This window comes from Halosimplex marinum, assembly GCF_051414075.1.
GTDB classification, from domain to species: Archaea; Halobacteriota; Halobacteria; order Halobacteriales; family Haloarculaceae; genus Halosimplex; species Halosimplex marinum.
On the sequence record NZ_JBLKNY010000003.1, the window covers coordinates 266,971 to 279,229 of the forward strand.

Here is a 12,259-nt window from a genome sequence, read left to right on the forward strand (position 1 = left end):
TCCGGAAGCGTCGGCGGGGACGGGAGGGCTACCCCAGCTCCGCCGAGCGGAAGCGGAGGTAGCCGACGAGCGGCGCGCCCACCGTCCAGACCGCGAGGACGGCGGCGTTGAACCACACCTCGTACCCGAGGTAGTCGGGCATGTCGGCGAACTGGGCGAACACGTCGTACTCGCCGGGAGCGTCGGCCCAGACCAGTTCCGGGAGGAGGTTGAAGTAGGCGCCAGCGGGGGAGAGCGCGCCGATCACCGCACGCGTCGACTCGGGGATCGCGACGCCCGTGAGGGCGGCGACGGCGTCGAGCGCGGTGTCGAGGTTCAGGGCGGGGAGGGGGCCGATCCAGAACGCCGACAGGAGGAAGTACGCGCCGACCACGCCGACCATCGCGCGCGACCGGGAGGCGACCGAGGCGGAGACGGCGAGGAAGATCCCCACCATCGCGAGGGCGAACGCCGTCGAGAGGGCACCGAGGGCGAGGAAGCGGCCGGGGTCGGGGGCGTGCTCGTAGGTCGCGAGGGCGACGGCGACGGCGACGGCGACGCCCAGCAACGTCGTCCCGGCGGCGACGGCCGCCCGCGTGACGTACTTCCCGCGGAAGTACGCCGCTCGCGAGTTCGGCAGGCCGAGGTAGTAGGTGATCGTCCCGCGCGCGCGGTCGCCGGCGACCGCCAGGTACGCCAGCGGGGCGAGCAACAGCGGGAGGACCCAGGCGACCAGCGCCGCCAGCCCCCAGGTCGTCCGGACGGGGTGGGGGTGGACCTCGCTCGACCCGAGGAAGGCCAGCCCGACCAGCGCCGCGAACGTCGCGACCACGCCGACCACGACGTACGAGCGCCTGACGCTCCGGAAGTCCACGCCGGCGACGGTCCGCGTGCTCACGTCCCGTCACCCCCCGCGGTCGCCGCCGGGGTACCGCCGCCGCTCGCTCCGCTCGCGTCGTCGGCGTCCCGGGTCGGTTCGGTATCGCCGTCGGCACCCCGGGCGGTGTCTGGGTCGCCGTCCGCCCCTGGTCGATCGGTCGTGTAGGCCTCGAACAGGTCCTCCAGCGACGACTCCTCGATGGTCACGTCCTCGACGGTCGCGCGGTCGTCGAGCCGGCGGAGCGCCGCCATCTTCGCCCGGGGCGCCGCGCAGGACACCCGGACCGTCGAGCCGTCGGCGGACACGTCGGTGACGCCGTCGACCGCGGCGACCGGGTCGAGGTCGGGCACTTCGTCGACGGTCGCGGAGACGACCGCGCCCATCCCGAGGTCCGCGCGGAGGTTGTCGACGGAGTTGACGGCCGTCAGCTCGCCGTCCTGGAGGATCCCCACGCGGTCGGAGACCCGCTCGACCTCGTCTAAGATGTGCGAGGAGAAGAACACGGCCGCGCCGCGGTCGGCCTCCTCGCGGACGATCTCGCGGACCAGCCGGACGCCGTTGGGGTCCAGCCCCGCGGAGGGCTCGTCGAGCACCAGCAGGTCGGGTTCGCCGACGAGCGCGACCGCGAGCGCCATCCGCTGGAACATCCCCGTCGAGTAGTCGTCGGCGGGCCGGCGGGCGTCCTCGGGGTCCAGACCCACGCGGTCGAGGAGGGCGTCCGGGTCGTCGTCGGCCCGCTTGGTCTCGACCGCCGCCGCGACGTGCTCGCGCCCGGTGAGGTTCGGCACCGGCTCGAACGCCTCCGGGAGCAGTCCTACCCGGGCCTTCACCGACTGCGGGTCGGCCGTCACGTCGGTACCGAGCACAGACACTTCGCCCGCGGTCGGGTCGAGAAACCCCAGGAGGACGTTGATCGTCGTCGACTTCCCCGCGCCGTTGGGGCCGAGGAAGCCGAACACCTCGCCGCGGTCGACCGACAGCGACAGCTCCGAGACCGCGGTCACGTCGCCGAACCGCTTCGTGAGACCGTCTATCTCGATCGCGCTCATCCGCCCCGCACCTCCGCTGGGCGGGCGGCGGCGGGCGGGCTGTCCTGCTCGGCCGGAACGGGGACCGTCTCGGTCATGCCTCGATCCGAAAACTAGTTTCTACACCAATAAAGTTTGCGTAGCAAATTCCCTTTGCGTCGCAAAGTTTAGTTTGCGGCGGAAAGTGCGGTCCGGAGCGACGGGCGGCGCCGCCGGTGGGCCGACAAGGCGTGGGGTCGGCTGGGCGTGTGGTCGACCGGGAATATGGTCGCCTAGGCGTTGTGGTCGACCCGGCCGGCTCGCATCCCCGGGGCGGTGCCGGACCGACGCGAGACTTTTTGAACCCGGGCGACCGACTGTGTGGTATGACAACTTGGACCGACGACCCGTTCATGCGCCGGAGCGTGCTCATCACGCTCCTGTGGCTGCTCGCGATGCTCGTCGGGGGGGTGGTGCTGATACGCTTCGGCGACGTGATACAGAACGTCTTCGCGTAGCGACCGCCCGCGCGTCGCCGCCTGCCGGACGGGGAGCCCACGGTCCGCAGACTCGCCTGGCGATGCAGTTTCCGAGTGGGAATCGATAGATCGACGGGTCGTAGATACGTTGGCGGGTGGCAACTACCTGAAGGGTCGGTAGCAGCGACCGGATCGGAGAAAAACACATACGGGACGAGAGCGAGGGAGCGAACGATGGTAGAGATCGCGACCGACGTCAACCGGCCGTACGTGCCCGCCGGCGGGGCGACGCTGACGGCGACGGTCGACGTCGAGCCGGGGACGGCCAGCGGGTCCCACGAGCGCCACATCCTCCTCTGTCTGGACACGAGCGGCTCGATGGACGGGGCGAAACTCGACCGGGCCCGGGAGGGCGCCTCGTGGGTGTTCGGCCTCCTCGAACTCGACGACTACGTGGGCATCGTCGCCTTTGACTCCGACGCCGAGGTCGTCATGCGCCCCCAGCGGTGGGGCGATACCAGCCGCGAGGCCGCGATGCACCGCGTCGAGCAACTGGGCGCCGGCGGCGGTACCGACATGTACGACGGACTGGACTCGGCGCGCACCGCGCTGGATTCGCTGGGCTACCGCCCGGAGACCGACGACGCCGTCCGCCGGATCCTGTTGCTGTCGGACGGCAAGGACAACTCCCACGACCCCGCCGACTTCCGCGACCTCGCCGCCGACATCGACGAGTCGGGCATCCGGATCCTCTCGGCGGGGATCGGCACCGACTACGACGAGGAGACGATCCGGACGCTCGGGACGACCGCCCGCGGGGAGTGGACCCACCTCGAATCGCCCGGGGACATCGAATCGTTCTTCGGCGACGCCGTCGAGCAGGCCCAGTCGGTCGTCGCGACGGAGGCCAGCCTCGAACTCGACGCCGCCGCGGGCGTCGAGGTGAGCGAGGTCTACCGCGCCCTCCCCCAGGCCCAGGAGGTCGACGTGAACTGGTCGGGCAACACCGCAACGGTTCCGCTGCCGGATCTGGCCGAGCGGGAGAACCAGCGCGTGGTGCTGAAAGTCAACGCGCCCGCACGCGAGGATCTCGGCGAGCACTCGCTGGTGGACGTGACGCTCACGGCGTCGGGTCGGCGGGCGGGCGACCGGATCGCCGTCGAGTACACCGACGACAACGCGGCGCTGGCCGAACACAACGAGTCGGTGTCGCTCGACCACCGGCAGACGGTCGTGCGCACGGAACTCGGCAAGGGCAACGTCGAGGCCGCCGAGACGGAGGTCGAGCGGATGACCCGGATCCACGGCGAGGACACGGCCGTCGTCGAGGAGGCGAAGCGACAGACCCGCCTCGTCGACGAGGGCGGGCGAACGGAGCGCGAGAACGCGACCAGGATCGTCGACGACTCCCGGGTAGAATGACGGCCGCGCCGACGGAGGGGGATCTGGTCGTCGGTCGCTACGAACTCGGGGAAGTGGTCGGCGAGGGCGGGTTCGCCAAGGTGTTCGACGCCGTCGACACCGAGAGCGGCGAGGCCGTCGCGCTCAAGTACCCCAACTACGAGGGCAGTCAGAACGACCGCGACATCGTCCGGACCTACTTCGAGAAGGAGGCCGAGACGCTGGCGGCGATCCGCAATGCGGGCGGCCACCCCAACATCATGTCGCTGCGCGAGGTCGCGGAGGACGACGGCACGTCGGTCCTCGTCGTGGAACTCGTCGACGGCTACGAACTCGACGACGCGATCCGGCGGACGGGGCCGCTCGACGACATCGACGAGGTCCGCCAGATCGGGATCGACCTGTGCGACGCGATGAGCTTCCTCCACGAGAACGAGATCGTCTACCGCGACCTGAAGCCGGACAACGTGATGATCACCCACCGCGGGGGGACGGTGACGCCGGTGCTCATCGACTTCAACACGGCGACGGGGTTCGACGCGGCGGCCGACGCGGCCGACCAGACGACCATCGTCGGCCCGTACAAGCCCCGCGAGGTCGCCGAGGCCGACCAGACCGAGACTCGCCAGGGGCCGTGGTCGGACGTCTACTCCGTCGGGAAGATCCTGCTGTACCTGCTCAAGGGGACGGTCCCTCGCAAGGACGGGGTCGACCCGCGGGACTTCGGCGCCGACTGCGAGCCGTACCTCGCCGAGATCGTCGAGAAGGCGACCGCCTCGGACTACGAGGAGCGCTACCGCAACGCGACGGCGATGGAGCGGGTCCTCGAGGCCCGCGACCCCAGCCCGCCGCCGTCGGCGACGCTCCGCTACACCCAGGAGGGGGAGACCTACACCGTCTACCCCGGCGACACCATCGGCCGCCGGTACGCCGAGGGGCCGCGGTCGTCCATCGTGATCGAGGACGACGACGAGTACATCTCGACGGTGCAGGTGCAGTTCGACACCGACGACGACGGGGAGTGGTTCATCCGCGACCGGAGCCTCAACGGGACCTACGTCCAGACGGGCGGGGGCTGGCAGCGCGTGCTCAGCGAGGCCGGCCGCGAGCGGCTGGAACAGCGGGGCGAGGACGCGACCGACGCCGAGGGGGACGTGCCGCCGGAGCTGTACGGCCTGCGCGAGGGCGACCTGATCGCCCTCGTCCACCCGAGCTACGGCGTCACCTTCGAGTTCACCAGCGAGTAACCATGGACTACGCGACTCACTACGACGTGGGCGACCGCAAGCGCGACGGGGGTATCAACGAGGACAGCGTCGCGGTCTCCGTGTTCGAGCAGGGTCACCGCGAGGGCTTTCGCGGCTACGACTGCGAGGGTCGGGACGGCGAACGAGCGGACGATGGCCAGCCCGGCGAGGATTCGACTGGCGAGGATTCGACCGAGGATCGTCCGGACGGCCGAACGGACGGCCCGGACGACGCCACCGACGGGGACGACGCCAGCGACGACTCGCCCGAGTCGGACCGCGACCCCGACAACCGGAGCGCGGCGGTGTTCGCACTCGCCGACGGGGCGGGCGGCCACGACGCCGGCGACGCCGCCTCCTACATCGCGACGACGGCCGTCTGCGAGCGCCTCGCGGGGACCGCTGTCCGGGCGGCGCGCAGCGAGCCCGAGGGGTTCGACGTGGCCGTCGACGAGCCGCTGGCGGCCCCGCCGCGGGACGAGGACCTGGAGTCGGCGGTCGCCGAGGCGGTCGTCGCGGCCCACCGGGAGGTCCTCGAGTACGCCGCGGCCGCGGGCGAGCAGGCCCACGCGACCGTCGTCGCCGGGCTCGTCGTCGGCGGCCGCTGTCACTACGGGTGGGTCGGCGACAGCCGCGCCTACGTCGTCAACGCCGCCCGCGACGAGATCCTGCCGCTCACGACCGACCACGCCGTCGTCCAGCGGCTCCGCGAGGCCGGCGAGATCGACGACGTGGAGGCGCTGGTCCACCCGCGGGGCAACGAGATCACCCGCGCCGTCGGCGGGAGCGGCCGGGCGGACCCCGAGACCGCCACCGTCGACGTGGAGACGGCGACGGTCCCGCTGTACCGCGAGGACGTGCTGCTCGTGACCAGCGACGGCCTCCCGGACGCCCAGACGGAGGCGGCGAAGCTCTACGAGTGGTACGTCGACGCCGGCCGCGACGAGGAGATGGCCGCGGTGGTCCGCGACCGGGCGGTCACCGACGACGAGATCCGCGAGGCGGTGCTGTCTGCCCCGTCGCTGGCCGACGCGGCCGAGCGGCTGGTCGAGCTGGCCAACGACCGCGGCGGCAAGGACAATCTCTCGACGGTCCTGCTGCACGACGGGACGCTCCCGCCGACGCCCGAGGATCCGCCCGCCCGCGCGGCGGGTGCCGAGGCGCCGGTCGAGGACCGCGAGACACTCGTCGAGCACGACTGAGCGGCGGCGGACGGAGCGGGGACCGGCCGGCGGGTCGGCGACCGGCCGCGCCGCGCGGCGCCCACCGTCCGCCGCGACGACGGGACCCGGGGCAACTGTTTTGATGACCGGCCCGCATATCCCGACAGCTATGTCACACGGCACGAGCGGGACGGTCGAGTGCCCCCTCTGCGGGGAGGCGTTCGACCCGACCGCCGCGGGGGGCTGGTGTACGAACTCCGACTGCGGGGAATGGCAGTACGAGGCGGCCGCGCCCGAGGGGACGGACGGGGACGCCGAAGCGACGGACGACGGAGCGGACGCCGCGGGACCCGACGGTGCGGCGGACGCCGACCCGGCCGACGCGGACGACCCGCTGGCCGACCCCGAGGCCGGGGCCGATGACCCGACCCCGGACGCCGAGACGCTCGATACGAGCGACCGGAAGACCGACGCGCCCGCGGCTACGGACGGCGAACTCGACTCCAGTGACGAAGCGGCCGACGCCGGGGCCGACGACCGGGGTCCCGACACGGCGTCGGAGACGGCCGATACGGGACCGGCGGCAGCCGACACGGGATCGGCGGCCGACACGGCGTCGGGATCGGCCGCTGACCCGGCGGATACGGCCGACAGCGTCGCGGCCGCCGAAGCCGGCGCCGGCGTCGACACGTCGGACGCCGACGGGACGGAACCGGCCGACTCCGCGGCGGTGGACGACGGGTCCGCTGGAGTGGGAGACGACGAGCCGGCCGACGCGGGCGACGACGCGTCCGCCGAAGCGGCGGGCGACGGGCCCGAAGCCGCGGCCGAGGAGGGGGCCGACCTCGCGTGTCCGGGCTGCGGCGAGCCGGTCGACGCCGAGGACAACTTCTGCGCCAACTGCGGGGAGGACGTGTCGGCGCTGCGGCCGGGGCCGCTGACGGAGTGTCCCGCCTGCGATGCCGACGTGGACCCGGACGACAACTTCTGTGCCACCTGCGGCGAGGACCTCGACGCCCACCGAGCGGGTGACGGGACCGGAGAGGGCGGCGATGCGACGGCCGACGACGGCACAGCGGCCGACGCCGGCGGAGCGGCTGGAGACGACGCCGCAGCCAGCGACGCGGGAGCCGCCGACGCCGAGGGCGCCGGCGGCGGTGACGACCGAACGGTCGGGCGAGCCGGCGACGACGGCGGCGAGACGCCGACAGACGGAGCCGACGACGCGGCGGCCGAAGCGCCGGAATCGCTGGTGCTGGTCGTGCGCAACCGCGAGATTCAAGTGTGGGACGGGGATACCGTCGGGAAGACGATTCGCAGCATCGTGGTGAACACGGGCGGCGACGAGGAGGAAGCGCGGCAGATCCACCGCGAACACGTGCGGTTCGTCCGCGAGGACGGGCGGTTCCACCTCGTCGCGCTCGGCCGGAACCCGACGGTCGTCGACGGCGAGCCGCTCGACGAGGGCGAGCGCGTCCCCGTCTCGCCGGGCGACCGGATCGAACTCTCCGGCGTCGCCTCGATGCGCGTCGAAGCCCCCTGACCCCGCGGCACGGTCCGACGAGCGAGCATGGATACCAGAGACACGCGCCGTGAACTCGGCAGGTCGGTCCGCCTCCTCGCGGACGAGGAGCGGTGGCTGTTCGTCGGGCTGGTCGCCGGCGCCGCGGGCTACCTCATCTGGTTGGCCGGCACCGGCGTCGCCGTCTCCCAGGTCGCCGACGTGGTCGTCGGCGCCTACACCGTCGACCCCTGGTCGACCGAGGCGGCCGGCCTCGCCGCCGCCTTCGCCGTGCTCTGGGTCCTGCTCCCGTCGGCCGTCGCCGTCCGCTACGTCGTCGGCAACCTCACGAACCTGCGGGGCAACGTCGAGCAGTGTTACCGATTCGACCGGCCGCTGGTCGCGCTGGCGCCGCCGCTCGCCGTGCTGGCCGTCGCCGTCGGCGCCGGCGCGGTCCGCGGCGTCGCCACGTGGTACGTGCTCGCGCTGCTCGGGGTCGCGAACGTGCTGTTGCTCGTCCGCACGGTCGCCTACGGCTACCGGGTCTATTCCCTCTCGGCGCCGCGGCTGCTACAGGCGCTCGTGTTCGTCTCGGCGGTCGTCGCGACGACGGCGACCGTCTCGCGGGCCGCGTCGCTGGGCGGTCAGGCCGCGCTGGTCGAGGCGGCCGCCGCGCGCTACGGCGTCGGCGAACTGGTCTTCGGCGAGGTGACCCGCGCCGGGCTCACCGCGCCGCTGCTGCCGCTGGTCGCGGTCGCCACCCCGGCCGCCCTCGCGCTGGCGTACGTCTGGGTCCAGCTGTTCGCCAGCCTGCTCGTCCGGATCCGCCGGCCGGACGTGCCCCGCTCGGCGATCCGCGCCGGCCAGCGCTACCCCCAGGTCGTCCAGCCCGGCACGACCGACCGCCTGGCGATGGGCACCGCCCCCGACGACGGTTCGGACGCCGGGTCCGCCGACGGACCCGCCGACGCCGGTCCGGACGGGAGCGACCCGGGGAGCGACGAGTCCGGGTCCGCCGGGTCGGGCGAGGACCCCGTCGAGCCCGCGGGGCAGACGCGCGTGTTCACGCCGCCGGAGGACGCCGACGACGTGAGCCCCGAGGCCGCGTCGGGCGCGACCGGCGGGGCGGGCGAACGGGCGGTGAAAAACGAGTTCTGTCCCATCTGCGGGGAGACCTACGCCGCCGACGCCGACCGCACGAACTGCCCGAACTGCAACGCGGTCCTCGACCGGGACTAAGCCGCGGCCGCTACCACCGAAGGTCGCCGTCTCTGAAGTGTTGCCGGGCGAGGGCGGCTACCGCGCGTCCGCGACCTCCGCCAGCGCGTCGGGGTTCTCGATGGAGGACATGTCCCCGAGGTCCTCGCCGGTGTAGGTCCCCTCGATGGCCCGGCGGATGATCTTCCCGCTCTGGGTCTTGGGGAACTCGTCGACGAACAGCACCTCCCGCGGCCGGAACGGCTTGCCGAGTTCGTCGCCGACGAGTTCGCGGATCTCCGTCCGCAGTTCGTCGCTCTCCGCGACGCCGTCCTCGACGACGACGTAGAGGACGACCGCCGTGCCGGTGGTGTCGTCGGGGACGCCCACGGCGGCGGCCCGGTTGACCGCCTCGTGTTCGATGGCGGCGCCCTCGACCTCGGCGGGGCCGACCTTCCGGCCGGCGACGTTCAGCGCGTCGTCGGCCCGCCCGTGGAGGAACCAGAAGCCGTCCTCGTCCTTCTGGGCCCAGTCGCCGTGGTCCCACAGGCCCTCCCAGGTCGACCAGTACTCCCGGAGGTACCGCTCGTCGCCCGACCACAGCGACTTCGTCATCGACGGACAGGAGTCCCGGGCGACGAGATACCCGCGCTCGCCCGTGTCGGCAACGGTCTCCCCGTGTTCGTCGACGATGTCGACGTCCATCCCGAGGCCGGGGCCGCCGAGCGTGCAGGGCTTCAGCTCCTGGATGGGCATCGGCATGAGGAAACAGCCGCAGATCTCCGTGCCGCCGGAGATGTTGATGATCGGCGTCTCCCCGTTGCCCACCCGCTCGTAGAACCACAGCCACGACTCGGGATCCCAGGGTTCGCCGGTCGAACCGAGGATCCGCAGGCTGGAGAGGTCGTGGCCCTCCAGCCACTCGTCACCGTGTTTGCGGAGCGCCCGGATCGCGGTCGGGGAGATACCGAACTGGGTGATCCCGTGGCGGTCGATCATCGCCCAGTAGCGGTCGGGATCGGGGTAGTCCGGCGCGCCCTCGTACATGAAGACGGTGTTGCCGAAGTGATGGTTGCCGATGAGCGTCCACGGCCCCATCATCCAGCCGATGTCGGACACCCAGAAAAAGCGGTCGGCGGGCTTCAGGTCGAACCCGAAGTACAGCTCCTTGGCGCACTGGACGTTGACGCCGGCGTGGGTGTGGACGATCCCCTTCGGTTCGCCCGTCGTCCCCGACGAATAGAGGAGCATCGACTCCCGGCTCGCGTCGAGTTCGCGCGTCTCGAACTCGTCGTCGCGGGTCTCGACCGCGTCGGCCCACCAGCGGTCCCGGCCCTCGGTCCAGGGGATATCGTGGTCGCTCGAGTCCGCGTCGGCCGCGGATTCACCGTCCGTGGATCCCCCCTCCGCGTCGCCCCCGGCGCGGGTCCCCAGCCGGTCGTAGACGACGACCTCCTCGACGTGACCGGCCTCCGCGATAGCGTCGTCTGCGGTGCCCTTCAGCCGGACCTCGTCGCCGCGGCGGTAGAAGCCATCGCCGGTAAAGAGGACGGAACACTCGGCGGCGTCGATGCGGGTGGCGGTCGCGTCGACGCCGAATCCGGAGAAGATCGGGACGGCGATCGCTCCGACCTCGAAACAGCCGTAGAGGATCGAGACGACCTCGGGGACCATCGGCATGTAGAGTCCGACGGTGTCCCCCACGCCGACGCCCCGCGAGTCGAGGTAGTTCGCCACCTTGTCGGCCTGGCGGCTGAGTTCGTGGAAGGTCACCTCGCGGACCTCGGCGGCCTCGCCGTCCGGTCCCACTGGCTCGCCCTCCCAGATGCAGGCCACCTTGTTTCGCGTCTCGGCGTCGGTCGCGGCGTGACGGTCCAGCACGTTGTGCGCGATGTTCGTCGTCCCGCCGGGGCACCAGTCGGTGAACTGGGGACCCTCGCTGTCGTCGCGAACGCGGTCGTACGGCTCGAAAAAGTCCACGTCGAGGTACCCGGTCATCGTGTCCCAGAACCAGTCGACGCCCGAGGCGGGCTGGCCGGGGTCGGCCTCCGTCGTCCGGGCGATCAGCTCCTCGTAGTCGTCGATGTCGTAGGCCTGCATGAACTCCCAGACGTTCGTCGACTCGACGAACTCCGGGTCCGGCCGGTGGACCACCTCGTCGATGTCTCCGAGCGAGTCTGACGCCATACCGGCCGTTCGTCCGGTGAACCCAAAGAAGTTGCCCGGACGATCGTGTACGACCGCGCTGGCCACGGGCGTTCGGTCGCTTCCCCGCCGCGGTTCGCCACGGCGGACGCACGCGGCCCGTCGCCGCGGGTGCCCGGAGTCCGTCGCGGCGAGTGCCCGCAAGTTCTTTTCGCGTGGCCGTCCGAGAGTCGCGTATGTACGTCCGGGACGCGAAGAACCGCGACGAGGCCTGGTTGCTGGACCACATCGAGGCGATGGGGTTAGACGAGACAGCGTTCCGTTCGCGCGACTACGTGGTCGCCATCGACGAGGTGGACAACGTCAAGGCGGGCTTCGGCCGCTACCGCGTCCACAAGACCGACGACGGCGAGCACTGCGAGCTCACGAGCATCGGCGTCCTCGACGGCTGGCGCGGCCAGGGCGTCGGCGCCCACGTCGTCGAGCGGCTCGTCCGCACGGCCGCCGACGAGGGGTTCGAGACCGTCTACTCGCTGACCGACGAACCCGACTACCTCGCGCAGTTCGGCTTCGAACCCATCGAGGAGTCGGCGCTGCCCGAGCGGCTCCGCGAGCGCCTCTCCGAGAAGCGCGACGGCGTCGCGCCCGAGGCGGTCCCGATGCGCGTCGACCCCGAGGCGTTCCGCGTGCCCGACCGCCTCCGCGAGGCGTTCAAGGGCGCGGCCGCCGCCGAGACCGACGACGAGCCCGAGGAGGGGCCCGAGGACTTCGGGATCGACCCCGACGAGGCCACCTACAAGTACGACACCGGTCGCTGACCCCGTCCCCGCGGACAGCCCCGTCGCGTCGGCGACACGCTCCGGGCGCTCCCCGCCGCGGGAACGGAAGTTTAAAGACTGTATCACGGCCAGTTTCGGGACAAGAATGCTCCCGATCCCGCTCCAGCTGGTCGACGGGTTCCTGCTGAAGGTCAACTTCGGCGACGCGCTCATCGTCGGGTTCGTCCTGGGACTGTTCGCCGTGGCGACCCAGCGCTCGCGGAAACTGCTGACGCTGCATCTCATCGCGTTCGGCGCCCTGTTCCTCCTCAGCCCCGGCAGTATGTACGAGCCCGCGGAGCTGAGCCTCCTCAACAGCATCCTCCAGTACAAGCTGATCGGCCTCGTCCTGCTGGTCGTCTCGCCGGTCCTCTACACGACCGCCCAGAAGTGACCGCCCGGAAGTGACCGCCGTCCGTTCTCCCGTTCTCCGACTGTCCCC

At 71.8% G+C, this 12,259-nt stretch carries 11 protein-coding genes; 8 read left to right on the top strand and 3 right to left on the bottom strand.

Annotation, left to right across the window (positions count from 1 at the left end):
- Positions 1-28 precede the first annotated feature (28 nt).
- On the bottom strand, positions 29-877 hold the full coding sequence (locus tag ACMGFI_RS02315) for an ABC transporter permease (RefSeq protein WP_436907038.1): 849 nt from the start codon (positions 875-877) through the stop codon (positions 29-31).
- A complete protein-coding gene (locus ACMGFI_RS02320; protein WP_436907040.1) occupies positions 874-1,908 on the bottom strand; it encodes an ABC transporter ATP-binding protein in 1,035 nt (344 codons plus the stop codon). Before ACMGFI_RS02320 ends, ACMGFI_RS02315 begins: the two co-directional genes overlap by 4 nt.
- 344 nt (positions 1,909-2,252) lie before the next feature.
- Here ACMGFI_RS02320 and ACMGFI_RS02325 point away from each other — a divergent pair, with 344 nt between their 5' ends.
- From ACMGFI_RS02325 to ACMGFI_RS02350, 6 genes are all read left to right on the top strand, one after another.
- Positions 2,253-2,384: a hypothetical protein gene (locus ACMGFI_RS02325; RefSeq protein WP_436907042.1), complete on the top strand. Its 132-nt coding sequence runs from the start codon at positions 2,253-2,255 to the stop codon at positions 2,382-2,384.
- 195 nt (positions 2,385-2,579) lie between these two features.
- Positions 2,580-3,767 carry a vWA domain-containing protein gene (locus ACMGFI_RS02330; protein ID WP_436907043.1) on the top strand — a complete coding sequence of 396 codons (1,188 nt, stop codon included), beginning with the start codon at positions 2,580-2,582 and terminating at the stop codon, positions 3,765-3,767.
- On the top strand, positions 3,764-4,993 hold the full coding sequence (locus ACMGFI_RS02335; RefSeq protein WP_436907044.1) for a serine/threonine protein kinase: 1,230 nt from the start codon (positions 3,764-3,766) through the stop codon (positions 4,991-4,993). Before ACMGFI_RS02330 ends, ACMGFI_RS02335 begins: the two co-directional genes overlap by 4 nt.
- A gap of 2 nt (positions 4,994-4,995) precedes the next feature.
- Positions 4,996-6,195, top strand: coding sequence for a PP2C family protein-serine/threonine phosphatase (locus ACMGFI_RS02340; protein WP_436907046.1), 1,200 nt, complete (start codon positions 4,996-4,998; stop codon positions 6,193-6,195).
- A 130-nt stretch (positions 6,196-6,325) separates the two neighbouring features.
- A complete protein-coding gene (locus tag ACMGFI_RS02345; protein WP_436907047.1) occupies positions 6,326-7,699 on the top strand; it encodes a double zinc ribbon and FHA domain-containing protein in 1,374 nt (457 codons plus the stop codon).
- Positions 7,700-7,726: 27 nt separating this feature from the next.
- Entirely contained in the window at positions 7,727-8,896 is a 1,170-nt protein-coding gene (locus ACMGFI_RS02350; RefSeq protein ID WP_436907048.1) for a hypothetical protein, read from the top strand.
- 57 nt (positions 8,897-8,953) lie between these two features.
- Here ACMGFI_RS02350 and ACMGFI_RS02355 read toward each other — a convergent pair whose 3' ends face one another.
- Complete coding sequence (locus tag ACMGFI_RS02355) at positions 8,954-11,041, bottom strand: AMP-binding protein (protein ID WP_436907049.1); 2,088 nt, start codon at positions 11,039-11,041, stop codon at positions 8,954-8,956.
- 194 nt (positions 11,042-11,235) lie between these two features.
- Here ACMGFI_RS02355 and ACMGFI_RS02360 point away from each other — a divergent pair, with 194 nt between their 5' ends.
- Both ACMGFI_RS02360 and ACMGFI_RS02365 read left to right on the top strand, forming a co-directional pair.
- Entirely contained in the window at positions 11,236-11,817 is a 582-nt protein-coding gene (locus ACMGFI_RS02360) for a GNAT family N-acetyltransferase (protein WP_436907050.1), read from the top strand.
- Positions 11,818-11,923: 106 nt separating this feature from the next.
- A complete protein-coding gene (locus ACMGFI_RS02365; protein ID WP_436907051.1) occupies positions 11,924-12,211 on the top strand; it encodes a DUF8006 family protein in 288 nt (95 codons plus the stop codon).
- Positions 12,212-12,259 lie beyond the last annotated feature (48 nt).

Bases quoted from the DNA above. Each gene is read 5' to 3' on its own strand.
- ACMGFI_RS02320 (WP_436907040.1), bottom strand. From the start codon at position 1,908: ATGAGCGCGATCGAGATAGACGGTCTCACGAAGCGGTTCGGCGACGTG.
- ACMGFI_RS02325 (WP_436907042.1), top strand. From the start codon at position 2,253: ATGACAACTTGGACCGACGACCCGTTCATGCGCCGGAGCGTGCTCATC.
- ACMGFI_RS02330 (WP_436907043.1), top strand. From the start codon at position 2,580: ATGGTAGAGATCGCGACCGACGTCAACCGGCCGTACGTGCCCGCCGGC.
- ACMGFI_RS02335 (WP_436907044.1), top strand. From the start codon at position 3,764: ATGACGGCCGCGCCGACGGAGGGGGATCTGGTCGTCGGTCGCTACGAA.
- ACMGFI_RS02340 (WP_436907046.1), top strand. From the start codon at position 4,996: ATGGACTACGCGACTCACTACGACGTGGGCGACCGCAAGCGCGACGGG.
- ACMGFI_RS02345 (WP_436907047.1), top strand. From the start codon at position 6,326: ATGTCACACGGCACGAGCGGGACGGTCGAGTGCCCCCTCTGCGGGGAG.
- ACMGFI_RS02350 (WP_436907048.1), top strand. From the start codon at position 7,727: ATGGATACCAGAGACACGCGCCGTGAACTCGGCAGGTCGGTCCGCCTC.
- ACMGFI_RS02355 (WP_436907049.1), bottom strand. From the start codon at position 11,041: ATGGCGTCAGACTCGCTCGGAGACATCGACGAGGTGGTCCACCGGCCG.
- ACMGFI_RS02360 (WP_436907050.1), top strand. From the start codon at position 11,236: ATGTACGTCCGGGACGCGAAGAACCGCGACGAGGCCTGGTTGCTGGAC.
- ACMGFI_RS02365 (WP_436907051.1), top strand. From the start codon at position 11,924: ATGCTCCCGATCCCGCTCCAGCTGGTCGACGGGTTCCTGCTGAAGGTC.